A 21,661-nucleotide genomic window follows, 5' to 3' on the forward strand; every position below is an offset into this window, starting at 1 on the left:
CCCGATCTGCTACCAGGCCACAGGGCCCGCATCGTCGGTGAAGGTTCCGGTGGGGCCATTGGCGTCGATCGTTGCCATGCGCACCGCCGATGTCGCGCCCTCAGCGGGAGTGCGGATGCCCCGGTGGTTGTTCAGGTCGGTGGCGACGAAGCCCGGGCAGACGGCGTTGACGAGAATGCCCTCACCAACGAGGTCACGGGCGTACATCATGGTGACGGCGGTGAGCGCGGTCTTCGACGGAACATATCCGAGGGCGACGGGGTCGGTATTGGCAAAGTCGGAGATGGAGGCCAACGACCCGGCGCTGCTGGAGACGTTCACGATGCGGGGTGCGCTCGACCGCCGCAGCAGAGGGAGGAAGGCACTCGTGACGGTGATAACGCCGAACACGTTCGTCTCGAAGACGTACCGCACGTGGTCGACGTCGGCTGACCGGGGCAGCTGACCGGCGAAGTCGGCACCGGGCTGATGGCTGATGCCCGCGTTATTGATCAGCGCGTCGAGGCGGCCAAACCGGGCCTCCACCTGCCCGGCTGCGGCCGCGACCGACGCCGGGTCGGTCACGTCGAGGGCGACCGCCGTTACTTCGCCGCCGTTCGCTCGCAGTTCGGCAGCGGTTGCTTCCGCGCGCTCGATGCTTCGCGCGCCGATCACCACGGTGTGGCCGAGCTCGGCGAGCTGGGCGGCGATCTCGCGACCGATGCCTTTGTTGCCGCCGGTGACCAGGGCGATCATGGAGTTCATCATGGATATTCCTTCGTGGGAGTGGGTGGTGACTCAAGCTTGACGATCACCGTGCGGATTTTGAATAGCGCTTAGTTCGCTTTTGTTGCTCTATAGTCCTGTTATGCCCTCAGATCGTCTGTCGGAGATCCTGGATCTCATCGAAGTGAAAAGCGTCGTCTCCGGCGGCTCCGTCATGCGCGAGCGCTGGCAGACCGGCAGCACCATCGACGACGACCTGAAGTTCATCGCGGTGGTACACGGCCACGCGCGGCTGAATACCGACGGTTTGACGGAACCCGTCGAGCTGAACTCCGGCGATGTTGCGGTGCTCAACGGGCGCACCTGGCTGACGCTCGAGGGCGGGACCGGCGACGCGGAACCGGTGCGCGTCGAGCCTCCGGCGGCGGGGTCGACGATTCGGGCGGAGGACGCACACGCCGACGGCGCGGATGTGCTCATCGGCGGCCGCGTGGAGTTGAATCCCGCGGGGAGAGAGTTGCTGCTGAGAGCGTTGCCTCCGGTCATGCACGTCGGGCCGTTCAGTTCGGTCGGCGCTCCACTGCGTGGCCACGTGCAACGCCTGTTTGAAGAGATCACGGGCAACCGTGTGGGCTCCCAGTTCGCGATCCGTCAGTACGGTCAGCTCCTCCTGCTCGACGTGGTTCGCGGCTACATGCACGACGCGGACATGCCCGCCGGATGGCTCAAGGTGCTCACCGATGAACGGCTCCGACCCGCCCTCGCGCTGATTCATGAGCAGCCGTCCAAAGCGTGGAGCCTGGAAGAGTTGGCGCGCGCGGCATCGATGTCGCGCACCACCTTCGCGGAACGCTTCCGCCAGACCGCCGGCACCCCTCCGCTGGCGTACCTCATCGACTGGCGGATGCTGCTCGCCCAACGGCAACTTCGTCTGCCGGACACGCGCATCCGATCGCTCGCCCTCGAGCTCGGATATTCGTCGGAGAGCGCCTTCAGTAACGCGTTCAAGCGGCACCTCGGCGAGTCACCTTCGAGTTATCGGTTACGGGCGCGTACGACACCGGCATGATTCCGCTGACAGGCGCACGGCGCGGGCATGTCTCCCAGAACTGGGGCTGGACCCGGTCCGGTCCGGCGCGTTCTACTGGTGCGCATGCTCGCACTAGTCCCCGACCCTTGGATTCCGGGGTCTGAGGTTGTCGGCGGTGGAAGCGACGATGGGGTGGAGACGGACGTCTCGATCTCGATTCGTCCGGGTGGCGCCCAGCAGCCGTTTACGGTGCGAACGCTGGTACGCACTGGCAGGCGGATGCACCCGACGACGGGCGTCGTGCACGGCGTCGCTACCGACTGGGTCTCCATCGCGAGCATGGCAGCAACCGGATTGTTGCTGCAGACGTTTCCCGAGGGATTGCAGCGCGCGGAGGCCAAACGCCTCGCCCGGACCGTGGTCGCTCAGGGCGATGAGCTCGCGCGCGATCACGCGAGCTGGTCGTTCACTCCGATGGTCCTCGAGCGCGTGGCGTACGCACTCCGGTTCCGGATACTCGACCAGGGGTTCGTCGCGCACGCTGATGTGGGCGGTTCGGCACTGGCGGCGTGGGGGACGGGACCGCTTCCGCCCGCGCTGAGCCGCGTGCACTGGCTGGAGAGCAGCGGCGTGCCGCACCCCACCGATGCGCCGCCTCCTCCGGACTGAGACCGCCGCTGCACTTACCTGGTCACCTACGGGTTGTACACGTCCCGGCGATGCCCGACGGTGACGATGACGATGAGAAGGATGTCGTTGTGGATCGTGTAGATGATCCGGTAGTTGCCCACGCGCACGCGATAACCGTCCCGCCCCTGAAGCGCCCTCGCGCCCGGCGGACGCGGGTCATCACCCAGTAACGCGATCGCTCCCTGAAGTCGACCGCGATCCTGCGGGTCGATGTGCCTCAGTGCCTTTACGGCCGCGGGACGCAGCTTGATGCGGTACTTGCTCACCAGCCGAGATCGGCTTTGACCTGCGCCCAGGGAATATTCTCGCCTTCGTCGGCCATCGCCGTGTCGAAGGCGGCGACATCTTCAGCATCCTCGAGAGCCTCCTGCATGCGGGAGAACTGCTCGGGACTGACGAGGACGGCGGCAACCTTTCCTCGACGCTCCAGGAAGACGGCCTCGCTGCTGGCCAGCGCGATCAGCTCGGGCAGCCGGCTGCGCGCATCGGTGACGCTCGTTGTGGACATAATGAAAATGTACATCTAAATCTTTAAAATGTACATCAAGCACCCTGATCCGTAACACCGTTGAAACAGGTGTTCCGTAACATGGGAACCTGAAACAGATGATTCAGCCCCGGAAGGTCGTTATGCCAAACCCCAGCCCCCGCGCCGTGCCCAACCAGATCAATCCGCCGCAGCGGCTGCTCATGGGCCCCGGACCCATCAACGCTGACCCGCGGGTGCTGCGGGCGATGTCGGCGCAGCTGCTGGGCCAGTATGACCCGGCGATGACGTCGTACATGAACGAGACGATGGAGTTGTATCGCGAGGTGTTCCGCACCGAAAACGAGGCAACCGTGCTCATCGACGGAACCAGTCGGGCCGGGATCGAGGCGGCGTTGGTCTCGCTGATCGAACCCGGCGACCGCGTGCTCGTTCCCATCTTCGGTCGCTTCGGGCACCTGCTGCGCGAGATTGCCGAGCGCTGCGGCGCCGAGGTTCACGTGATCGAACGCGAGTGGGGCACGGTCTTCACGCCGGGCGAGATCGAGGCGGCCATCGACAAGGTGGCCCCGAAGCTGCTCGCGGTGGTGCACGGCGACACCTCCACGACGGTCGCCCAGCCGCTCGACGAACTCGGCGCAATCTGCGCCAAACACGGAGTCCTTTTATACACGGATGCCACGGCGTCACTCGGCGGCAACACCTTCGAACTGGATGCCTGGGGTATCGACGTCGCCACGGCCGGCCTGCAGAAGTGCCTGGGCGGGCCGTCCGGCAGCGCGCCGATCAGCCTGTCCGCGCGGGCAGTGGACGTGATCAACAGTCGCAAGTCGATCGAGGCGGGCATCCGGGTGGAGGGTGACGCGGTTTCGTCGTCGCCGATCCGGTCCAACTACTTCGACCTCGCGATGATCCTCGACTACTGGGGACCCAAGCGCCTCAACCACCACACCGAGGCGACCACGATGCTGTTCGGCTCGCGCGAATGTGCGCGCCTCCTCGTGGAAGAGGGGCTTCCGCAGGCCGTCGAACGCCACCGCCTGCACGGCGCGGCCATGGCGACCGGCCTGTCCGCCCTGGGCCTCGAGCTCTTCGGTGACCAGAACTACAAGATGAACAACGTCGTCGGCGTCGAAATCCCCGATGGCATCGACGGCGACGCCGGGCGTGCGGCGATGCTGAACGACTACGGCATCGAGATTGGCACCTCGTTCGGACCCCTGCACGGCCGCGTCTGGCGCATCGGCACCATGGGCTACAACGCCCGCCGCGACACCGTGCTGCTCACCCTCGCCGCCCTGGAGCAGATGCTCCGCCGCGGGGGAGTGAGCGTCACGGGCGGCAGTGGTGTCGGCGCCGCGCTCGACTTCTATGAGAGCGAGGGGGATGCCGCGTGAGCCGCACCCACCGTCATACGCCGAGCACCACGCTCGCCACGACCAACCCCACCACCCTGGCCGAGGCGGAACTCATCCTCGAGCGCTGCAACGACCTGGCGGGACTCTCCCGTCACCCGGAGCGGATGGAACGGGTTCACCTGTCGCCCGAGCACAAGGCCGCCAACGAGCTGGCCGCGACCTGGATGGCCGAGGCGGGACTGTCCACCTGGCAGGACGCCGCCGGAAACCAGTGCGGGCGCCTCGAGGGAAGCGAGCCTGGCCTTCCGGCGCTGCTGCTCGGCTCCCACCTCGATACCGTCCCCGATGCCGGTCGTTACGACGGCATGCTCGGGGTGCTGCTCGCCATTCAGGTCGTCTCGCGAATCCGCGACAGCGGCATCCCCCTTCCCTTCGCTCTCGAAGTTGTCGCGTTCGGTGACGAAGAGGGCACTCGATTCGGCATGGCCCTGCTCGGCAGCCGGGCGCTGGCGGGAACCTGGAACGACGACTGGTGGCAGCTCACCGACAAAGACGGGATCACCCTCGCCGAGGCGTTTCAGGACTTCGGCCTCGACCCCGCCCGCCTGCCCGGAGCTTTTCGCCGCCCGGGAAGCCTCGTGGGCTATCTCGAGGCGCACATCGAGCAGGGCCCATTTCTGGAGGATGCCGGTCGGCGCCTCGGCGTAGTCACCTCCATAGCCGGCGCCCGTCGCTTCGCCCTGGTGATGACCGGCCACGCCGGGCACGCCGGGGGAACGCCGTATGACCGCCGCCGCGACGCCCTCGTCGGCGCGAGCGAGCTGGTGATCGAGGTCGAACGGCTGTCGAAGCAGCAGCACGTCATCGGCACGGTCGGACGCCTCCAGGCCTTTCCCGGGGGCGTCAACGTGATCCCCGGACGGGTCGAGTTCAGCCTCGACCTCCGCGCCGAGTTCGACCCAGACCGCGACGAGAGCGTGGCGCTGATCTTCGCCGCCGCGGAGTCCATCGCCGAGCGCCGTGGCCTCTCCTTCTCGGCGACGGAGATTTATCGCGCCGACGCCACCGTCTGCGACCCCGGCCTGCAGGACGCCGTCTTCGCGGGCATCCGCGCCACCGGCGACACCGATCCCATGCGGATGTGGAGCCGCGCGGGCCACGACGGCGTGGCCGTCGCCGACCTCACCGCGATCGCGATGTTGTTCATTCGCTGCCGCGGCGGCGTGAGTCATCACCCCGACGAGCATGTCAAGAAGGTGGATGTCGCGGCCGCACTCGACGCGTTCGAAGCCGCAGTGTTGGCGGTCGCAGCAAGCACGCCGGCGAGGTCGGCGGCGTGACATCCCCCTCGCTGGCACACCCCGAGGGAGACATCGGTCAACGGCTGAGCGCGGCGATGGCGTCACTGTCGCCGCAGGAGTTGCGCGCGGCCGAGTTTATGCGCGACCACCTCGCGGACCTCGGGTTGTACAACGCGGCAGAGGTCGCGCGGCTGAGCGGGGTATCGAAGGCGACGATCAGCCGCCTGTACCGGCGGCTCGGATTCGGCAACGCCGAGGAAGTGCGCGACCACGTGCGCGCGTTACGGTCATCGGGCACCCCGGTCGCGGCGGACGGCCCTGTGAGCTTCGCGAGCCAGATCGAACGCGAGAGCCTCAACCTGCACGCGGCGCTCGGCGCGCTCAACCTGCCCGAGATCGCGCCCCTGATTGCGGGGGCGCGCCGCGTACTGGTGGTCGGCTTTCGCAACAGCTACCCGGTCGCACTGCACCTGCGCCAGCAACTTGCGCAGGCGCGCGACGGAGTGTCGCTCGCGCCCCTGCCCGGCCAGTCCCTCGGCGAGGAACTCGCGTCGCTCGATGGGCGGGATGTGATTGTGGTTGTCGGGTTCCGGCGGAGGCCCGAGCTGTTTCCGCGGCTGATTGCCGCGACATCCGCCCGCCCGACTCCCGTCGTGCTGCTGGGCGACGAGGGGGCACGGCGTTACTCAACGCAGGTGCAGCACTTCGTGGTCTGTCCGGTGGACTCCGTCACCGCGTTCGACAGTTACGCGGCCGCGTTCAGCGTCGTCAGCCTGATTGCCGCGGCCGTGCTCGGTGAGAACCTGCGGGTCGGGCGCTCCCGGGTGGCGGAGATCGGTCTGTCGTACGGAGAACTGGACGAGCTCGAGCGGTTCTGACGCGAGAGCTGTTCCGCGGCCGTTTCCTGAGCGGCGTTCGCGTTGCCTTCGAGCCACGAGATGCAATCTCCATCGTGATATAGACGGATCGTTCATTTCGTGATTAAATGTACTGATCGTTCATATAAGCGGCAAGGAAGAGGATCTCATGAGCACAGCGTCAAGCATCGGCCGAGTCGCACTGGTGACGGGCGGCTCCGGCGGCATCGGCCAGGCAGTGGTTGAACGACTGGTTGAGGACGGCCTTTCGGTCGCCGTGCACTACTCGGGCAATCGGGCAAAGGCCGACGCCCTCGTAGCGAAGATCGCCACGGCCGGCGGGTCGGCGATCGCCGTCGGTGGTGATGTCGCCGACGAGCACGCTATGTTGGCCGCGTTCGATCAGGTCGAGGCCGCGTTTGGCGGCATCGATGTAGTCGTGAACACGGCGGGCATCATGGTTCTCGCGCCGATCACGAGTCTGAATCTGGCGGACCTGGATCGGATGCACCGCACGAACATTCGCGGCACGTTCGTAGTTTCCCAGCAGGCCGCACGCCGGGTCCGCGCGGGTGGCGCGATTGTGAACTTTTCCACCACGGTCACGCGCACCAGCTTCCCCAGCTACGGTGCCTATGCGGCGTCGAAGGCCGCGGTAGAGGCAATGACCCTGGTGCTGGCCCGCGAGCTGCGTGGGAAGGACATCACCGTGAACGCGGTGGCTCCCGGGCCCACCGCCACCGCGCTGTTTCTCGACGGGAAAGACGAGCAAACGATTCAGGCACTGTCGAAAGCCGCCCCGCTCGAGCGTCTCGGTACACCGGATGACATCGCCGAGACCGTCGCATTCCTCGCCGGTCCGGCGCGTTGGGTTAACGGTCAGGTCATCTTCGTCAACGGCGGACTCGCCTGACACCGCAGCTCATCGGCAAAACCAGAATTGAGGATCGCAAGCCATGACCGCCACTTCACTGCCCGCCCCGATTCAGACATTCATCGATGCGACAAATGCCGCGGATTCCGATGCATTCGTCGACGCCTTTACCTCCGATGCCTACCTGAATGACTGGGGTCGCGAGTTCCACGGTCACGACGGAGTACGCGCCTGGAACGCCACGGACAACATCGGTGTCCGCGCCCACTTCGACTTCGTCGGCGCCACTCCCGGCAAACATCCCGACAGTCACACTGTCACCCTCACGGTGAGTGGTGACGGATACAACGGCACCGGGCCCATGCACTTCGAGCTCCGCGGCGGCCGCATCGCCCGCCTCCTCATCAACTAGACCCCGCGAGCGATCGACGCTCCCGAACACAAGGAACCCCGTGGCACCCTCCACCAATGAAACCCCCGCCCCGCTTGAGGACGGCACGGCGCGCCGCGGACGCGGACGACGTCCCGCCGAGGAAGTGCGCGCAGATGTACTGAGTACGGTCGGCGAGATCCTGCTCAACGAAGGACTCGCGGACCTTACCTTCGAGCGCGTCGCCCGCCAATCGGGCGTCAGCAAGACCACGCTGTACAAGTGGTGGCCGTCTGCGGGGGCACTGGCCCTGGAGAGCTATTTCCACAGTGTCGAGGTCACGCTGACCTTCCCGAACACCGGCAACATCCGCGCCGATATCACCGGGCAGCTGCGCAGTTTCGTGAGGCTGATGACCACAACCCAGGCCGGTCGCCTGCTCACCGAGCTGATCGGGCAGTCCCAGGCGGATATCGATCTCGCCACCGACTATCGGCGCCTCTATTCATCCCACCGCAGGCAACTTGCCGCAGACCGCTTCGCCGCAGCACAATCGGTTGGGCAGGTTCGCGCTGAGATCGACGTGCAGGTCTTGGTGGACCAGCTCTGGGGCGCCGTCTACCACCGTCTTCTTGTCCCCGACGAACCCGTGACCGATGCGTTCGCGATCGCCCTCGTCGACAACCTCTTCGATGGCATCACGCCGCGCTGACTCAGGGAGATCCAGAATGCCGATCTACGACTCTTTGCCATCCTCGATCTGCCGCGCGATTGAGATCACCCCTGCTTCTACCGCCCTCGAGCGCACGATCGACATCACCACCACTGGGCGCCGCTCGGGACAACCCCGCCGAATCGAAATCTTCTTTTACCGGGCAGGAGGTCAGGTCTACCTCAGCAGTCTTCCCGCGCAGCGCAACTGGTACGTGAACCTGGAACACACCCCGCGCTTCACGTTTCACCTTAAATACCGTGTCCACGCCGACCTGCCCGCGATCGCGACCCCCATCACCAACGAGGCCGAACGACGGGCCATTTTCACCGAGATCGTGGCCGACCTCAACCAGCCCAGCAATCCCGGCCGCATCTCGCAGCCCACATCCGTCGACGCCTGGGTTCAGGGCAGTCCACTCATGCGAGTGAACTTCGACCTCGAGGGCTAACCTTCTTCGATGACGAGCATCGAAGCGGTTCTGGCCGACATCACCCGTTTTTCGAGCGACGTGATCGTCAATGCGGCCAACTCGAGTCTGCTCGGCGGTGGCGGGGTGGATGGCGCGATCCATCGTGCCGCAGGCCCTCGACTCCTCGAGGCTTGCCGTGCGCTCGGCGGCGCGCACACCGGTGAGACGAAGCTGACGGACGCGTTCGGCATCGCCACCGCGAAGAAAATCGCGCACACCGTCGGGCCGGTCTACGCCGCGTATCCTCAGTCGGAAGCGGCTCGGCTGCTCGCCGAGTGTTACCGCTCCAGCCTGGAGCTCGCCGAGGGGTATCAGTCGATCGCGTTCCCGGCGATTTCCACCGGCGTCTACGGCTACCCGATGGAGGCTGCCTCGCTGGTGGCGGTCGCAGCGATCCGCGAGTGGATTGCGGGGCATCCCACCACCACGCTCCAAACCGTGACTCTTGTTGCCCACAGCGAGAATGACCTGCGGGTTCTTGAGCGCGCGCTGTTCTCCGCGCCGTAGCGGCAGCTCGTACGGTTGGGATGACTGGGTACCTGGCTACCTGGCTACCTGGCTGGCGAACTCGCCGTTTCGGACGCTAGACTTGTTTTGTAGGGAATGGAGGCTTCCATGGTGGATAGCGGAGCGCGGTCGGCACAGCATCTTGACGACACGCTCGTGCCCGAGCTGGTAGAGGCGTTGCACCTGGCTTCTGATTCCCTCAGCCCTGCTAGCGTCGGGGCATTCCAGCGTGAGCTTGCCCGGACAATCCGATTGCAGATCTCGTCCAATGGGGTCATGACGGCGCTCGAGCAAGCCCCTGCGGTCGTCAGCCCTGAGATTGCGTCAAGCCTGGCGGAAACAGAGATCTTCTGGCGTCAGCTCTCTGAGGAGTTCGGCCTGCTCAGTAGCCTCGAGGTCGCCGCGCTGGTCGGAGCCAAAACTCACCGTTCTTATGCCTCCGACCTCCGCAAGGCTGGCAAGCTGGTTGCGGTCGCCCGTACCAACAAGCTGCTCTACCCCGGGTTTCAGTTTGACGGGGGAGCGGTGCGTCCGGTGATCAAAGATTTGACCGAGATTGCCGCTCGACACGAGAAGCCCGAAAGGGAGCTGATCTATTGGCTCTGCACGGCGACGACTTACATGCCCAACGACGCACGCCCGGTGGACTTCCTGGATGACCCCGACCTTGTAGCCGCTGCTGCAGATCAGGCGTGGGGCGTCGTGTGGTGAGTGTTCCGATTCCTCCGACGCCGTTCACGGCGAAGGAGAGAATCCTCGCGGCAGGTGAGCTGCTGTACAGAACGCATTCGATTAGGTTTGCTGCGCACGAATTCAATCCAGGCCAGGGGAGTCGCACCCGGTTCGCGTTCTTTGGCGATCCCATCGTGCCGGTCCTGTATACCGCGGCTTTCGAGGACGCGGCCCTCTGCGAAACCATCCTGCACGACGTCCCCAAAAGCGGCGGGGCAATAGCGCCGTCGAAGTATGGGGGTCGCGTGTGCTCGCGCCTGGTCGTCCAGCGGGAGATTCGCCTCGCGTCGCTGATGGGATTGGGGGAGAGGGCCCTTGGAATCGATGCAGGAGCGGTCTGCTCCACTGGAGCACGGGACTATCCCCAGACTGTGGTGTGGGCGGAGGCTGCGCATTTGGCAGGCTTTGACGGCCTGGCATACCCATCATCCAAGGCGAGTGGACGTGAAGCGTACGTGCTGTTCGGCGACCGCGTTCCCGGCGGGTCCCTGGCTGTGGATTCGACCTATCAATGGTCGTTCGACACCGTGGATGGTCTGCGTCGGCTCATCGTCCTGGGCCGAAGCATTAACGTGCAGGTGCGATTGGCATAGGTGACTTACAGAGTGGCGCGGCCGGCGATCGCGACGATGAGGGTGAGCGCGGCGAGCACGACGTTGACGATCGACATCAGGATCTGCTCGTGCCTGCTCGTTGACATCGCCGAGAAGATGAACGCGACGAAGAAGTACGCGGTCAACAGCCAGATCGCGATCTGTCCGACGAGAAGCGAAAAGGGTTCGACCACCGCGACCCCCTGCAGGATCACGAGGGCGAAAAACAGGTACAGCACAATCGCGAGAATGGCGTTGCTGCGCTTCTCGGTCGGAAGCACATCGTCGCGCCCGCCCCACGCAAATCGACCAAGAGGCACGCCGGCAAGCAGAGCGATCTGCAGCCCGACCAGTCCGAGAAGCAGCACACAGGCGACGAAGGCAACGATGGTGGGCATCGAATTACCCTAGCGGCGTCGCGACGGCTCTCCCGACCGGAACCAGGTCGCGCCGTTGCTTAGCGAGCCCTCAATCCATCGAGTCGATGTCGTGTCCGTCGAACAGATCAGCGCACTCCACCTCTTCTACGCCGTGCTCGACGAGGTAGCCCCGAGCGCCGCGATCACCCGTCAGCGTCGCGGTCAGAGCGGCCCAGTGCGCACTGCCCATCAGCACGGGATGCCCCGGCCGCCCGTTATAGACGGCCTGCCGAAGCGAAGTCGGGGTGATGCTGGTGCCGAGCACGCGGCGCACCACCGCGAGCGGCAAGTCGGGCATATCCACGAGCGTGATGAGGGCGGCGGTGCTTGTCTGCGCAGCGGCAGCGGCAGCGGCAGCGGCAGCGGCGAGTCCGGCGCGCAGCGAGTGCGACATTCCCTCCGACCAGTCCGCGGCGACGACCGCGCGCACCACTCCGGCGGGCGTCGGCAGCAGCTCCCGGGCGTCATCGGCCCGCGCGCCGAGCACCACCAGCACCGGATCGCAGCCCGCCGCGGCAAGCAATTGGCTGGCTCGCCGCAGCCAAGGGGTGCCGTCGGCGGTGTGGAGCAGCGCCTTGGGAGTGCCCATGCGGGTTCCCGCTCCGGCCGCCAGAACTATGCCGGTGAGGTGCGTGGGCTCCGCGACATCCGCCAGCGCCACGGCATCCCCCAATTTTGGGGCATCCTCCGGCGCCTGCCCGGCCATGGTCGCGACACCTGTCATGGGTACAGTTATACACACCATGATCGACGTCACTGACACCCAGCTTCGCGCCGCCCTGACGGCCGCACTGTCCGTTCAAAGGTGGGTGGATGAGGTTGCCGCCGCCGCCCCATTTCCCGCCACGGTGCACCTCCTGCGCACCGCGTACCTCGCCGCAACCCCGCTCAGCCGCGCGGAAATCGACGAGGCGATCGCGCATCATCCCCGCATCGGTGAGAAGCCGGTGGGCGAGGGCGCGGCGCAGGACTTCAGCCGGGGCGAGCAGGCCTCTGTTGATGCGGATGATGCGGAGCTGGCCACCGCCCTCGCCGCAGGCAACGCCGCCTACGAAGAACACTTCGGGCGCGTGTTTATCATCCGCGCGGCGGGTCGCACGCGCGCCGAAATCCTCGCCGAGCTCAACCGTCGCCTCGCGCTCGACAACGCCGCGGAGCTGAAGATCGTCGGCGAGCAGCTGCGCGACATCGCCATCCTCCGGCTGGAGAAGACCTTCGGGGAGGCCGACGCATGAGCCACGTCACCACTCACGTTCTGGACGCCGCACTCGGCCGCCCCGCCTCTGGGGTTCCGGTGGTGTTGTTGTCTGAGGACGGCATCATCCTCGCTCAGGCAAGCACCAATGCCGACGGTCGGGTTGCCGACCTCGGCCCTGATGCGCTTGAGCCCGCGGTGTACCGCCTCGTCTTCGACACGGCATCGTATTTCGCGGCGTCCGGCCAGACCGGGTTCTACCCGCGGGTGACAATCGACTTCGAGCTGACCGACGCGGCATCGCATTATCACGTGCCCGTGCTGCTCAGCCCCTTCGCATACTCCACGTACCGCGGCAGCTGAGCGGGCGCGCTCCCGCGTTCTCGCTATTTCACTCTCACGATCTCAACCGCGGTCCGGAGACTCGTCCGGCCTGGGCCGTTCGTTCCACTCGGCGATGTAGGGCAACGTCGTGTGTCCCGCCCACGCTGAGCGCACGGCGTGGGCTGATCGGTCGAGCTGGGGCAGCGCCGTTGGGCTGTATCGTGCACCGAACGGCGCCGCGAACGTTCTCTCGACATACTGGCGGTAAAGCACCATGTCGTCGTCGGTGCGAAGAGTTGCCTCGAGGAACTCGACGCCGCGTTCCGACCCGGTGACGCTCCAACTGCCGTCTCTGGCACGAATCGCTCTGAAGATCGGGTCGGAACCCCAGAGCAGGCGGTTCTTCTTTACGTCTGCGACCTGTTTCTTTCCCCACGGACCGCCGACCGTTCCGTAGCCCACCCCCGTCGTCATCAACTCGGTATGGATTTGAAGCGGTGTCCACGGGGCCGGAAAGTAGGTCGCTACCGCGATTTCCAGGATATGCGGCTCCGGGTGGGCCCACTGCTCGGCGAGCCCCTGCCGCCGCGAGCGTTCCACCAGCTGGCCCAGGGCAAACGTCGTGACCGTCACATCACCGGCGTCGAGGCTCGCGAGGTAGAGCTGCAGTTCTACGTGAAAAGAGTTGAACTCGTCCCCGGTCGCGAATGGCGGCACAGCGATGTCGGCCACGGGAGGCCGCCCGAAAGGGATTCCACTCTCGCGATCGCGCATAACCCAACCCTAGCGAGCACGCGACGGACGCAACTGATCGCTGCCCATGCTCGTGCTCCGCGGGGTACGAACTGCGTTTCCTTAGGACGGTTAGCTGTCCGGGTCGTAGCCGAACTCGCGGAGCTCCTGCGAGCAACGGCAACCCTCCGCAAGCTTTCTCGCCCACTCGACCGCATCCTCGCGGGTCGGCAACTCCAGCACCGCGAACCCGCCGTTCAGCTCGCTGCCCGGGTAGATCGTCGTGCTCACGGCGCCGTCGGCGGAAACCAGTACGGGACCGACCTCCTCGTTGATCCCGCCGCCGAAGACGTACACGCCGGCAGCCTTCGCCTCCGCGATCACGGCTCGGGACGTGGCGGAGACGATCGGGTAGTCGTCTTCGGTGAGAACCAGGGCTTCGCTCGGAAATGAAATGAGGTATTTGGTCATGACTCGATGGTGCCCCGAGGTCGCCGGGACAACAACGGGTCTGACCCGGTGACGTCGTGCGGGGTCCGGTGCTCAGTCGTCGGTGCTCAATAGTCGGCGCTCAGTAGTCGGTGCGAGCCTCGAGCGCGAGCCAGGCGTCGAAGGGCTCGGTCGCGTTGCTCGGACGAGCGACCTCGATCTGCATGGGCCAGGTCGCGCGGTCGCGGGCGAAGAGTTCGTAAAACTCGCTGTCGTCGAAGCCACCTCGGGCGGCGTCATCCCGGTTCGCCGCGAAAACCACCCGGTCGAGGCGCGCCCACAGCGACGCGGATACGCACAGCGGGCAAGGCTCGCACGAGGTGTAGAGCGTCATGCCTGCGAGCGAAAAGTCCCCGACGGCCTGGCAGGCGGCGCGGATCGCGCTGACCTCGGCGTGCGCGGTGGGGTCGAGCGACGCCGTGACGCGGTTCTGGCCCTCGGCGACGAGCTCTCCGTCGCGCACGATCACGGCACCGAATGGTCCGCCGCCGTTGGCCACATTCTCGGTGGCGAGCTCGATCGCGCGGGCAAGCCACCGCGCATCGGCGTCTGCTGCGGCGCGGGCCGCGGCGCGCGCTGAGGGCCCCGCGGTCTCGAGGCGGTCGGCGGCGTCTCCCGCGAGGCGAGCGGCCGCGGCGGCGGCAACCTCAAGGTCTGCCTCCATTCCGGCGTCGGGTGTAGTGGCACCGGTGGGAACGCTGGTGGGGGTCATGGTCGTCTCCGTGCGGTTCGAGTCGGGCTGTTCGGTTGGTGCGATGGTGCGGATGATCCGGGGCGGGGCAAACGGAAGGCTATGCCAGGCCCGCGGCGCTGCGCCAGGCCTCGGGAGCAAGTGGCACGTCGTCACGGAGGATCGTCGCCTGGATGAGGCCGTAGGGGCGGTCGGCGGCGAAAAATACTTCACCTGGGTTGTCCATGCCGAAGGGTTCGAGGTCGACCATGAAGTGGTGCTTGTTCGGCGCGGACAGCCGGATCTCGGCGATGAACGGGTAGGCCTCGAGCACGGCTTTGCCCATGTGCCAGAGGGTCTGTTGCAACGCCAGCGACTGCAGTGTCGCGAACTGCTTCACCATGATGGCCTTGACGCCCGCGTAGATCTCGTCCCACGGGACATCCGCCGCTGACGCCTCTGAAACGGCGCCGAAACGCCATTTGGCATTCAGCGACGTCGCCATGACGCGGTCGTGGGTCTCCTGGAGCGTCGTGAAGTCGTCTTCGAGGAAGCCGGCAAACTCGGACCCCGTGGACTTCAGGAGCACCAGATCTTTGAGGCCGCCGATGACGTGCTCGCCCGAGGAATCCACCGTCACTGCAGCAGTTCGCACCTCCGCGCCGGTGCGCGTCCAGGTGTGGTCGTGTTCCTGCCCGTCGACGAGGGCGCGGGTCCAGGCGTATTCCTCCACCTCGACCCGGGCGCCCTCCACCGGCTCGATGGCGCCGACGAAGTGCCGCGCCAGGGCGAGACCGAATTGCTCGATCGACTCGATGCCGTGCGACTTCGCAAAAGCGTAGGCGGTGTTTTTCTGGGTGTCGGTCGGGAGCACGTTGCTCTGGTCGCCCTCGAGGTGCGCCGGGGCGAACGGGCCGCGCAGGGCCGTGCTGACGTTGATGTCGCGAATCTCGTGGCGGGACCCATCGCGGTAGATGCGCACGACCCGCGACTCTGCTTTTCCGTACTGGTTGTCCCCGAGGATTATTGCCATGGCGTCATTGTCTCAGCGACGTGTGACGAGAGTGTTTCGGCTCGCGGGCTCGCGTGCGCGTCGCAGGCTCGCTCTAGTCGAGGTCGGCGTCGAGACCGAGCCCCAGGTAGCGCAGCAGGTGTCCGGTCGGTTCGGCATCGGCCGCGGTATCCACCGCAACCCCGCGCAGCCAGGTGGAGCGCACGACACCAGCCAGCTCGCGCCCGTCGTACGCGCTCACCGGGTTCTTGTGCAGCAGGTCTTCGACCCGCACCGTGAAGACTTCGGCCGGGGCGAAAGCGACCAGGTCGGCGTCGGCGCCGACGGCGATGCGGCCCTTCTGGGGGAGTCCGACGAAATGAGCCGGCCCCGCAGACATCCAGCCAAGAACGCGGGACAGCGGGATGTCTCGGCGCATAGCCTCGGTCCAGATAGCAGACAGCCCCAACTGCAGCCCCGCGATGCCACCCCAGGCGAGGGCGAAGTCGCCGCCGTGGGAGAACTTGAGTTCCGCCGTGCTGGGGGAGTGGTCGGTGACGATGAAGTCGATATCACCGTCGAGCAGCGCCTGCCAGAGCGCCTCGCGGTTGGCTTCGTCGCGGATGGGCGGGCAGCACTTGAACTGCGTTGCTCCGTCGGGGATGTCCTCCGCGGCGAGGGTGAGGTAGTGCGGGCAGGTCTCCACCGTGATGGCGAGTCCTTCGGCGCGGGCGGCGCGCAGGGCGGGCAGGGCCGCGGCCGAAGACAGGTGCAGGATGTGGGCACGGGCTCCGCTGCTGCGCACCCCGGCGATGACCCTGTCGATGGCGGTGGTTTCGGCCTCGTCCGGGCGCGATTCGACGAACCGCGGGTAGTTGACGCCACCCTCGTTCTGGTGGGCGCCGAGCACTCCGGGGTCCTCGGCGTGCACGATCAGCAGGCCGTCGAAGTCCGCGACCTCTTCGAGCGCTGACTCCAGCTGCGCGGCGTCGAGGTGACCGAACTCCTCCACCCCGGACGGCGCCAGAAACGCCTTGAACCCAAAGACGCCGGCGTCGTGCATCGATCGGAGGGTGCCGAGGTTCTCGGGCACAGCGCCACCCCAGAACCCGACATCCACCATCGCCTTCTCGGCCGCCACGGCACGCTTGAACTCGAGGGCGTCCACCGTCGTGGTCGCCGGCACGCTGTTCAACGGCATGTCGATGACGGTGGTGACCCCTCCGGCGGCGGCGGCGCGAGTGGCGCTGGAGAAGCCCTCCCACTCGGTGCGTCCGGGCTCGTTGATATGCACGTGGGTGTCGACGAGTCCGGGGATGAGTACCTCGTCGTCCGCGAGCTCCACCACGGTGTCGCCGTGGAGGTGGTCGTTGCTGATCGCCGCGATCGTGCCGTCGATGACCCCGATGTCGACGCTGCGGATCTCGCCGTCGATGAGAGCGGATGCCGCGCGGATCACCAGATTGAAGGGAGCAGACATTGGGGGTCCTTCCGGAAAAAGCGCGGCGCGAGGTGCGACACGGGGTGCGGCGCTAGGAATCGCGCGTGGGTTTAAGGGGAAAGCTGTGTGGTTGGAAAGCCTAAGGGGCACGACGCGCTCGCGCGTGTTTACGGTGCGTGTGCGGGCGTGTGATCCGCCCGACACACGAAGGTGCTAGAAAATCACAATGCTCACCATCACGGACGCCAGCCGCATCGTCATCGACCAATCCACCGAACGCGCCGGTGACATTGCGATGGCCGACGGCCGGGTGGTCGCTAAGGGTGCCGCGTTGGGCGCAGATGCCGCGACCGCTGCGGGTGGGCCGACGACCGCGCCGCTACGCGAAGTGCTCGACGCCTCCGGCTGCGTGGTGACGCCCGGCCTCGTGAACGCGCATCACCACCTGATGCAGACCGCATTCCGCACGCTGCCCGGTACCCGCGGTGTGCCGATGGCGCGATGGCTTCCCACCATGGCAGCCGCCTACGCCGAGTCCGGGTTCGACGGCGAGCTTGCCTCTCTCGCGGCGTCCGCCGCCGTCGCGGAAGGCCTGCTCAGCGGTGTGACGACCGTCGCCGATCACCACCTCGCCTGGCCAGCCGGATCGGACGGCGTAGCCATCGCGCGGGCCACGGCGGAGGCCGCGCGTGCGCTCGGCGGGCGACTCGCGTTTGTGCGGGGTGCCGCCCGTGACGACCCGCAAGAGGCGGCCGCGTCTGCCGAGGCGATCGTGCAGGCCCTGTTGCCCGGCATCCACGGCGGGATCAGCGACGACGGCATGCTGCAGCTGGCGGTGGGCCCGGCCGGGGTGCACAGCGACCCCCGCGAAACCTTCGAGCTGCTCGCCGAGGTGGCCGCGCTCCATGGCTTGCGTCGCCGTACCCAGGCGAACGAACAGGTCGACGTGGTGATCGCCCTGGAAAAGTACGGTCGCCGCCCGATTGAGCTGTTGGAGGAGTGGGGCTGGCTTGCCTCCGACGTCACCCTTGCCCACCTCTGTGACGTCAGTCCCGCCGAAGTAGCGCGACTCGCCGCCGCCGGGGTGAGCGCAACTCACGCGCCCGGGTGCGACCTGCCGATGGGGTGGGGCATCGCTCCGGTGGTGGCGCTGCGCGCTGCGGGCATCGCGGTGGGCCTCGGAACCAGTGGCGGTGGAAGCAACGACGCCGGACACCTTCTCGCCGACGCTCGACTGGCGATGCAGGTGGCACCGCTGGTCGGAGCCCCGCTCAGCGCCCGCCAGGCGATCGCGATGGCAACCGCGGGTTCGGCGGAGGGACTGGGTCGAGCCGAACTGGGGCACCTGCGGGTGGGCGCTGCGGCGGATGCCTGTGTGTGGGATGTCTCGGGGGTAGCCGACGCGGGCGTCGCAGATCCGGTCGCGGGGTTGCTCTGGGCCTCACCCGGCCGGCGCCCGAAGCACGTCATCGTGGCTGGCCGAGTGGTAGTGCGCGACTACCGCCTGGTCAGCGGCGACGAAAAGCAGATCACGGCCGATCTGCGCTCCCGCGTCGGCCGCTGAGCCCGCTCAGAGGTCGAGCACGAGGCGCGGACAAGCGGCGCGCGACACGCAAATCATCATCGTGTCGCCGTGCTCTTGCTCACCCGGGGTGAGCACGGAGTCCCGGTGCTCGATCTCGCCCTCGAGCACGGGCGTCTGGCAGGTGCCGCAGGTTCCCGTGCGGCACGACGACACCACCAGTACACCGTTCTCCTCGACCATATCCAGGATCGACCGGCCGAGCGGAACCTCAACCGTGACGCCGGTCATCGCCAGCTCCACCTCGAAACTGTCCTGCCAGACCGGCTCGCCGAACTCGCGTGCCTCAAACCGTTCCACGTGCAATTGCTCCACCGGGCGTCCGGTCCACGCGTCATCGAGAGCGTCGAGGAGCCCGGTCGGCCCGCACGAGTACACGCGCGTGGCCGGCGGGAGCTCCGCGACGATGGCTGAAAGATCGGCTCGGTCGCCCTCGTCGCGGGCGTAGACCCGCAGCCGGGGCCCGTGCTCCTCGTGCAGCTCGGGCAGGAACGCCATGGTGGAGCGGGAGCGCCCGAGGTAGACAATCGCGTAGTCAACGCCCGCGGCTGCGGCCTCCCGGCTCATCGTGAGGAGCGGAGTGATGCCGATTCCGCCGGCGATAAACAAGACAGGGGAGCCCGGGCGCGCGTCAAAACCGAAATGGTTGCGCGGCCCGCGGATGCGCAGGGTCGCGCCTTCGATCAGGTTCTGATGGATGGCGGCGGACCCGCCGCGACCCGAGTCCTCCCGGAGCACCGCGACCTGGTAGCGCGTGCGGTCGTTGGGATCGCCACAGAGCGAATACTGCCGCTCGAGCGGTGCGCCGTCGAGGCCGGTGAGGATGAGGTCGATGTGCGACCCGGGAGTCCACGGCGGCAGCTCTCGCCCGTTGACGGACGTGAGAGTGACCAAAACTACGCCCGACGCGACATCCCGCCGACTTTCCACAACACAGCCGCGTTCCACATCACTGAAAAAGCTCACAGAAGTTCCGTCATTTCGTTCTCATTCTGGCCGTCGAGCATGCCGTCGAGGCTGCGCACCGACGCGTGCTGCTTCACGATGAACAGCCGGAACGCTGCGTCCGAGGCGCTCGACCAGCGGTGCGGGGTGCCTCCGACGTAGTAGAGCGAGTCCCCGGTCTGCAACACGAACAGGCCCTGCTCGCCGAGGTCGACCTCACACGTTCCCTCGAGAACGTGAACGAACTCGTCTTCGACGTGGCTGTGAAAGCTGCCGGGATCGGTGTTGCTGCTTTCGAACAGCATCGGGTGGAATCGACGGTCGCCCTGCACGAGCAGGCGTGCCTGCCCCGAACCGTACGGGCCGATGTCGCCTTCATTGGCACGCACCAGCGTGGGAGTTGACTCAATGAGGTCGCGGTCGCGGTCTGCAGCGCCCGAGATCAGCTCAAGTTGGCTGCTTCCCAGAGACTGGGCGATTGCCCCGAGCGAGGTCATACTCGGCCGGGCGAGGCCCCGCTCAAGCTGCGAGAGAAACGAATGGGACAGGCCCGCCAGCGCCGCGAGCTGCACCAGGGTGAGTCCGCGCGCTCGCCGCAACCCACGGATTTGCTGGCCCAAACGCTCGGCCTCGGTGGTGTGCTCGGTCTTCATGATTCCTGACTATAGGGGCTGATTCGGCGGCTTTATCACGGCCGGAGGAGCGGCACGAGAGTCCAACGGCGGCAGATTGCGGCAATTTACGCGACCGGAACGCTTGCGACACATGTCGGAAACGAACCCTGCCTAGATTTCATAATGTTGATTACATCAACATTTTGTCCGTGTGCGCTACCTCTCGAGGAGATCCGTGAACCTGCCCCGCCCGATCTCGCTGCTGCGAAATGCCACGCTGCCCGACGGGCGCGAGGTCGATGTGGCGATCCACGGGGGAGTGGTCACGGAGGTGAGCCCCGCCGGTTCGGCGCCGTCGCCCGTCTTCGCCGGGTCGAGCGCAGCCGGCTCGAGTGCCGACGGGGAGCTCGACCTCGAGGGGTACCTGCTGCTGCCGGCCACCGCCGACCCGCACGCGCATCTCGACAAGGCTCGCTCCTGGGACGCGATTCGTCCGCCGCTCGGCGACCTGATGTCAGCCATCTTCTCCTGGCGCGAATACACCGCAACGATGAGCGAGGCGGATGTCGCGGACCGGGCTCGCACGCAGGCACTCAGCATGCTCCGCCAGGGAACAACCGCTATCCGTTCCCACGTGGACATCCTCCGCGGCGACGACCCGCTGCTGGCCAGCCGGGCGCTGCTGCGGGTGCGCGACGAACTGTCCGGGCTGATGGACATCGAACTCGTAGTTCTCGCCGGGCCCGACGTCCCCGACGCGCAGGTGGAGGCGGCACTTGACCTCGGCATCGACCTCGTTGGGGGAGCGCCCCACCTTGCGGCCGATCCGCTGCTGGACCTGCGACGCCTGCTGGCCATCGCCGAACGACGTGGGGCGGGCGTCGACCTGCACACCGACGAATCTCTCGCCGGACCGGTCACACTGGAAGCCCTCGCGCTGGCCGTGCGGGGCTGGAACCAGAACGTTTCTGCCGGTCACTGCGTGCGCCTCGGCACCATGGACACGGAGGACCGCACCCGTGTCATCGCCGAAGTCGTTGCCAGCAAGGTCGGCATCATCGCCAACCCCATCACCAACCTCTACCTGCAGGGCTGGGATAACCCCACCGCAACGCCGCGCGGGCTGACTGCAGCGCGCGAGCTCATCGACGCCGGTGCACGTTTCGCCGCGGGCGCCGACAACGTGCGCGACCCGTTCAACCCACTCGGCAGCGGAGACGCGCTCGAAACCACGATGCTCCTGGTGGTCGCCGGACACCTCACGATCGATGAGGCCTACACAGCCGTCAGCTCCGGCGCCCGAGAGGTCATGGCGCTGCCCGCGGCCGGCGTTTTCGTGGGAGGCCGCGCCGACCTGCTCGCCATCGCAGGCTCCAGCCTGATCGAGGTTGTCGCAGACGCGCCCGCCGCCCGGATGGTTTTCCACAACGGTCTCCTCGTCGCCGTCACGTCCGTGGAGTCGGCCGTCGCGTCGCCCACCGCGGCATCCCCCGACACAGAACCGTCCCACATCGAGTCGCCCGCCACAGCGTCGCCCACCACCCCGCCCGCAGTACCGATAGCCCTGTAGA

At 66.8% G+C, this 21,661-nt stretch carries 28 protein-coding genes; 16 read left to right on the top strand and 12 right to left on the bottom strand.

Annotated features, from left to right (window positions below):
- Window positions 1-9: 9 nt before the first annotated feature.
- Complete coding sequence (locus B0I08_RS07265) at window positions 10-747, bottom strand: SDR family oxidoreductase (RefSeq protein WP_106211299.1); 738 nt, start codon at window positions 745-747, stop codon at window positions 10-12.
- Window positions 748-847: 100 nt separating this feature from the next.
- Between B0I08_RS07265 and B0I08_RS07270 the strand changes: the two genes are divergently transcribed.
- Window positions 848-1,774: an AraC family transcriptional regulator gene (locus tag B0I08_RS07270; RefSeq protein WP_106211301.1), complete on the top strand. Its 927-nt coding sequence runs from the start codon at window positions 848-850 to the stop codon at window positions 1,772-1,774.
- Between the two features lie 84 nt (window positions 1,775-1,858).
- Window positions 1,859-2,404, top strand: a complete 546-nt coding sequence (locus B0I08_RS07275; protein ID WP_146134344.1) for a hypothetical protein — start codon at window positions 1,859-1,861, stop codon at window positions 2,402-2,404.
- Between the two features lie 26 nt (window positions 2,405-2,430).
- Here the strand turns inward: B0I08_RS07275 and B0I08_RS07280 are convergent, their stop codons facing one another.
- Together B0I08_RS07280 and B0I08_RS07285 are read right to left on the bottom strand one after the other, a co-directional pair.
- A complete protein-coding gene (locus tag B0I08_RS07280; RefSeq protein WP_106211305.1) occupies window positions 2,431-2,691 on the bottom strand; it encodes a type II toxin-antitoxin system RelE family toxin in 261 nt (86 codons plus the stop codon).
- On the bottom strand, window positions 2,688-2,933 hold the full coding sequence (locus tag B0I08_RS07285; protein WP_106211631.1) for a type II toxin-antitoxin system Phd/YefM family antitoxin: 246 nt from the start codon (window positions 2,931-2,933) through the stop codon (window positions 2,688-2,690). The genes B0I08_RS07280 and B0I08_RS07285 overlap by 4 nt, the downstream gene beginning before the upstream one ends.
- A gap of 98 nt (window positions 2,934-3,031) precedes the next feature.
- Between B0I08_RS07285 and B0I08_RS07290 the strand changes: the two genes are divergently transcribed.
- The 10 genes from B0I08_RS07290 (at window position 3,032) to B0I08_RS07335 (ending at window position 10,688) form a co-directional block, all read left to right on the top strand.
- On the top strand, window positions 3,032-4,309 hold the full coding sequence (locus tag B0I08_RS07290; protein ID WP_245884664.1) for a pyridoxal-phosphate-dependent aminotransferase family protein: 1,278 nt from the start codon (window positions 3,032-3,034) through the stop codon (window positions 4,307-4,309).
- Complete coding sequence (locus B0I08_RS07295; RefSeq protein ID WP_245884667.1) at window positions 4,306-5,610, top strand: allantoate amidohydrolase; 1,305 nt, start codon at window positions 4,306-4,308, stop codon at window positions 5,608-5,610. The genes B0I08_RS07290 and B0I08_RS07295 overlap by 4 nt, the downstream gene beginning before the upstream one ends.
- Window positions 5,607-6,449, top strand: coding sequence for a MurR/RpiR family transcriptional regulator (locus B0I08_RS07300; protein WP_245884669.1), 843 nt, complete (start codon window positions 5,607-5,609; stop codon window positions 6,447-6,449). The genes B0I08_RS07295 and B0I08_RS07300 overlap by 4 nt, the downstream gene beginning before the upstream one ends.
- Window positions 6,450-6,597: 148 nt before the next feature.
- Window positions 6,598-7,341 (top strand): SDR family oxidoreductase, encoded by a 744-nt coding sequence (locus tag B0I08_RS07305; protein ID WP_106211307.1) that lies wholly within the window; start codon window positions 6,598-6,600, stop codon window positions 7,339-7,341.
- A 43-nt stretch (window positions 7,342-7,384) separates the two neighbouring features.
- On the top strand, window positions 7,385-7,714 hold the full coding sequence (locus tag B0I08_RS07310; protein ID WP_106211309.1) for a nuclear transport factor 2 family protein: 330 nt from the start codon (window positions 7,385-7,387) through the stop codon (window positions 7,712-7,714).
- A 40-nt stretch (window positions 7,715-7,754) separates the two neighbouring features.
- Window positions 7,755-8,384, top strand: a complete 630-nt coding sequence (locus tag B0I08_RS07315) for a TetR-like C-terminal domain-containing protein (RefSeq protein WP_106211311.1) — start codon at window positions 7,755-7,757, stop codon at window positions 8,382-8,384.
- Between the two features lie 16 nt (window positions 8,385-8,400).
- Window positions 8,401-8,835, top strand: coding sequence for a nitroreductase/quinone reductase family protein (locus B0I08_RS07320; RefSeq protein WP_106211313.1), 435 nt, complete (start codon window positions 8,401-8,403; stop codon window positions 8,833-8,835).
- 9 nt (window positions 8,836-8,844) lie between these two features.
- Window positions 8,845-9,363, top strand: coding sequence for a macro domain-containing protein (locus B0I08_RS07325; RefSeq protein WP_106211315.1), 519 nt, complete (start codon window positions 8,845-8,847; stop codon window positions 9,361-9,363).
- Window positions 9,364-9,471: 108 nt separating this feature from the next.
- Window positions 9,472-10,074 (top strand): hypothetical protein, encoded by a 603-nt coding sequence (locus B0I08_RS07330; protein ID WP_146134345.1) that lies wholly within the window; start codon window positions 9,472-9,474, stop codon window positions 10,072-10,074.
- The gene (locus B0I08_RS07335) at window positions 10,068-10,688 is read left to right on the top strand and encodes an RES family NAD+ phosphorylase (RefSeq protein WP_245884671.1); all 621 of its coding nucleotides are present in this window, start codon (window positions 10,068-10,070) and stop codon (window positions 10,686-10,688) included. Before B0I08_RS07330 ends, B0I08_RS07335 begins: the two co-directional genes overlap by 7 nt.
- 5 nt (window positions 10,689-10,693) lie before the next feature.
- Here the strand turns inward: B0I08_RS07335 and B0I08_RS07340 are convergent, their stop codons facing one another.
- Together B0I08_RS07340 and B0I08_RS07345 are read right to left on the bottom strand one after the other, a co-directional pair.
- Window positions 10,694-11,086: a hypothetical protein gene (locus B0I08_RS07340; RefSeq protein WP_106211319.1), complete on the bottom strand. Its 393-nt coding sequence runs from the start codon at window positions 11,084-11,086 to the stop codon at window positions 10,694-10,696.
- Between the two features lie 70 nt (window positions 11,087-11,156).
- Window positions 11,157-11,831, bottom strand: coding sequence for a nucleotidyltransferase family protein (locus tag B0I08_RS07345; protein ID WP_245884674.1), 675 nt, complete (start codon window positions 11,829-11,831; stop codon window positions 11,157-11,159).
- Window positions 11,832-11,850: 19 nt separating this feature from the next.
- On the opposite strand from B0I08_RS07345, the gene uraD reads away from it, so the two are divergent.
- Both uraD and uraH read left to right on the top strand, forming a co-directional pair.
- Window positions 11,851-12,342: a 2-oxo-4-hydroxy-4-carboxy-5-ureidoimidazoline decarboxylase gene (uraD, locus tag B0I08_RS07350; RefSeq protein ID WP_106211323.1), complete on the top strand. Its 492-nt coding sequence runs from the start codon at window positions 11,851-11,853 to the stop codon at window positions 12,340-12,342.
- Window positions 12,339-12,665 carry a hydroxyisourate hydrolase gene (uraH, locus tag B0I08_RS07355; protein ID WP_106211325.1) on the top strand — a complete coding sequence of 109 codons (327 nt, stop codon included), beginning with the start codon at window positions 12,339-12,341 and terminating at the stop codon, window positions 12,663-12,665. The genes uraD and uraH overlap by 4 nt, the downstream gene beginning before the upstream one ends.
- 42 nt (window positions 12,666-12,707) lie before the next feature.
- On the opposite strand, the gene B0I08_RS07360 is transcribed toward uraH, so the two are convergent.
- The 5 genes from B0I08_RS07360 to allB all read right to left on the bottom strand — a co-directional run bounded on the left by B0I08_RS07360 (window position 12,708) and on the right by allB (window position 16,988).
- On the bottom strand, window positions 12,708-13,400 hold the full coding sequence (locus tag B0I08_RS07360) for a hypothetical protein (protein WP_146134346.1): 693 nt from the start codon (window positions 13,398-13,400) through the stop codon (window positions 12,708-12,710).
- A gap of 90 nt (window positions 13,401-13,490) precedes the next feature.
- Window positions 13,491-13,829, bottom strand: a complete 339-nt coding sequence (locus B0I08_RS07365; protein ID WP_106211329.1) for a YciI family protein — start codon at window positions 13,827-13,829, stop codon at window positions 13,491-13,493.
- A gap of 100 nt (window positions 13,830-13,929) precedes the next feature.
- On the bottom strand, window positions 13,930-14,511 hold the full coding sequence (locus B0I08_RS07370) for a nucleoside deaminase (RefSeq protein ID WP_106211641.1): 582 nt from the start codon (window positions 14,509-14,511) through the stop codon (window positions 13,930-13,932).
- Window positions 14,512-14,638: 127 nt separating this feature from the next.
- Entirely contained in the window at window positions 14,639-15,550 is a 912-nt protein-coding gene (gene pucL, locus B0I08_RS07375) for a factor-independent urate hydroxylase (RefSeq protein ID WP_106211331.1), read from the bottom strand.
- A 73-nt stretch (window positions 15,551-15,623) separates the two neighbouring features.
- On the bottom strand, window positions 15,624-16,988 hold the full coding sequence (allB, locus tag B0I08_RS07380) for an allantoinase AllB (RefSeq protein WP_106211333.1): 1,365 nt from the start codon (window positions 16,986-16,988) through the stop codon (window positions 15,624-15,626).
- Window positions 16,989-17,175: 187 nt separating this feature from the next.
- Here allB and B0I08_RS07385 point away from each other — a divergent pair, with 187 nt between their 5' ends.
- A complete protein-coding gene (locus tag B0I08_RS07385; protein WP_106211335.1) occupies window positions 17,176-18,513 on the top strand; it encodes an amidohydrolase family protein in 1,338 nt (445 codons plus the stop codon).
- Window positions 18,514-18,519: 6 nt separating this feature from the next.
- Here the strand turns inward: B0I08_RS07385 and B0I08_RS07390 are convergent, their stop codons facing one another.
- Complete coding sequence (locus B0I08_RS07390) at window positions 18,520-19,497, bottom strand: PDR/VanB family oxidoreductase (protein ID WP_106211337.1); 978 nt, start codon at window positions 19,495-19,497, stop codon at window positions 18,520-18,522.
- Complete coding sequence (locus tag B0I08_RS07395; protein WP_106211339.1) at window positions 19,494-20,129, bottom strand: helix-turn-helix domain-containing protein; 636 nt, start codon at window positions 20,127-20,129, stop codon at window positions 19,494-19,496. Before B0I08_RS07395 ends, B0I08_RS07390 begins: the two co-directional genes overlap by 4 nt.
- 196 nt (window positions 20,130-20,325) lie before the next feature.
- Between B0I08_RS07395 and B0I08_RS07400 the strand changes: the two genes are divergently transcribed.
- Window positions 20,326-21,660: an amidohydrolase family protein gene (locus B0I08_RS07400; RefSeq protein ID WP_106211341.1), complete on the top strand. Its 1,335-nt coding sequence runs from the start codon at window positions 20,326-20,328 to the stop codon at window positions 21,658-21,660.
- Window position 21,661 lies beyond the last annotated feature (1 nt).

It is taken from the genome of Glaciihabitans tibetensis, from assembly GCF_003003265.1.
Lineage (GTDB): Bacteria > Actinomycetota > Actinomycetes > Actinomycetales > Microbacteriaceae > Glaciihabitans > Glaciihabitans tibetensis.

Bases quoted from the DNA above. Each gene is read 5' to 3' on its own strand.
- B0I08_RS07265 (WP_106211299.1), bottom strand. From the start codon at position 747: ATGATGAACTCCATGATCGCCCTGGTCACCGGCGGCAACAAAGGCATC.
- B0I08_RS07270 (WP_106211301.1), top strand. From the start codon at position 848: ATGCCCTCAGATCGTCTGTCGGAGATCCTGGATCTCATCGAAGTGAAA.
- B0I08_RS07275 (WP_146134344.1), top strand. From the start codon at position 1,859: ATGCTCGCACTAGTCCCCGACCCTTGGATTCCGGGGTCTGAGGTTGTC.
- B0I08_RS07285 (WP_106211631.1), bottom strand. From the start codon at position 2,933: ATGTCCACAACGAGCGTCACCGATGCGCGCAGCCGGCTGCCCGAGCTG.
- B0I08_RS07290 (WP_245884664.1), top strand. From the start codon at position 3,032: ATGATTCAGCCCCGGAAGGTCGTTATGCCAAACCCCAGCCCCCGCGCC.
- B0I08_RS07305 (WP_106211307.1), top strand. From the start codon at position 6,598: ATGAGCACAGCGTCAAGCATCGGCCGAGTCGCACTGGTGACGGGCGGC.
- B0I08_RS07310 (WP_106211309.1), top strand. From the start codon at position 7,385: ATGACCGCCACTTCACTGCCCGCCCCGATTCAGACATTCATCGATGCG.
- B0I08_RS07320 (WP_106211313.1), top strand. From the start codon at position 8,401: ATGCCGATCTACGACTCTTTGCCATCCTCGATCTGCCGCGCGATTGAG.
- B0I08_RS07325 (WP_106211315.1), top strand. From the start codon at position 8,845: ATGACGAGCATCGAAGCGGTTCTGGCCGACATCACCCGTTTTTCGAGC.
- B0I08_RS07330 (WP_146134345.1), top strand. From the start codon at position 9,472: ATGGTGGATAGCGGAGCGCGGTCGGCACAGCATCTTGACGACACGCTC.
- B0I08_RS07340 (WP_106211319.1), bottom strand. From the start codon at position 11,086: ATGCCCACCATCGTTGCCTTCGTCGCCTGTGTGCTGCTTCTCGGACTG.
- B0I08_RS07345 (WP_245884674.1), bottom strand. From the start codon at position 11,831: ATGACAGGTGTCGCGACCATGGCCGGGCAGGCGCCGGAGGATGCCCCA.
- uraD (WP_106211323.1), top strand. From the start codon at position 11,851: ATGATCGACGTCACTGACACCCAGCTTCGCGCCGCCCTGACGGCCGCA.
- uraH (WP_106211325.1), top strand. From the start codon at position 12,339: ATGAGCCACGTCACCACTCACGTTCTGGACGCCGCACTCGGCCGCCCC.
- B0I08_RS07360 (WP_146134346.1), bottom strand. From the start codon at position 13,400: ATGCGCGATCGCGAGAGTGGAATCCCTTTCGGGCGGCCTCCCGTGGCC.
- B0I08_RS07365 (WP_106211329.1), bottom strand. From the start codon at position 13,829: ATGACCAAATACCTCATTTCATTTCCGAGCGAAGCCCTGGTTCTCACC.
- B0I08_RS07370 (WP_106211641.1), bottom strand. From the start codon at position 14,511: ATGGAGGCAGACCTTGAGGTTGCCGCCGCCGCGGCCGCTCGCCTCGCG.
- pucL (WP_106211331.1), bottom strand. From the start codon at position 15,550: ATGGCAATAATCCTCGGGGACAACCAGTACGGAAAAGCAGAGTCGCGG.
- allB (WP_106211333.1), bottom strand. From the start codon at position 16,988: ATGTCTGCTCCCTTCAATCTGGTGATCCGCGCGGCATCCGCTCTCATC.
- B0I08_RS07385 (WP_106211335.1), top strand. From the start codon at position 17,176: ATGCTCACCATCACGGACGCCAGCCGCATCGTCATCGACCAATCCACC.
- B0I08_RS07395 (WP_106211339.1), bottom strand. From the start codon at position 20,129: ATGAAGACCGAGCACACCACCGAGGCCGAGCGTTTGGGCCAGCAAATC.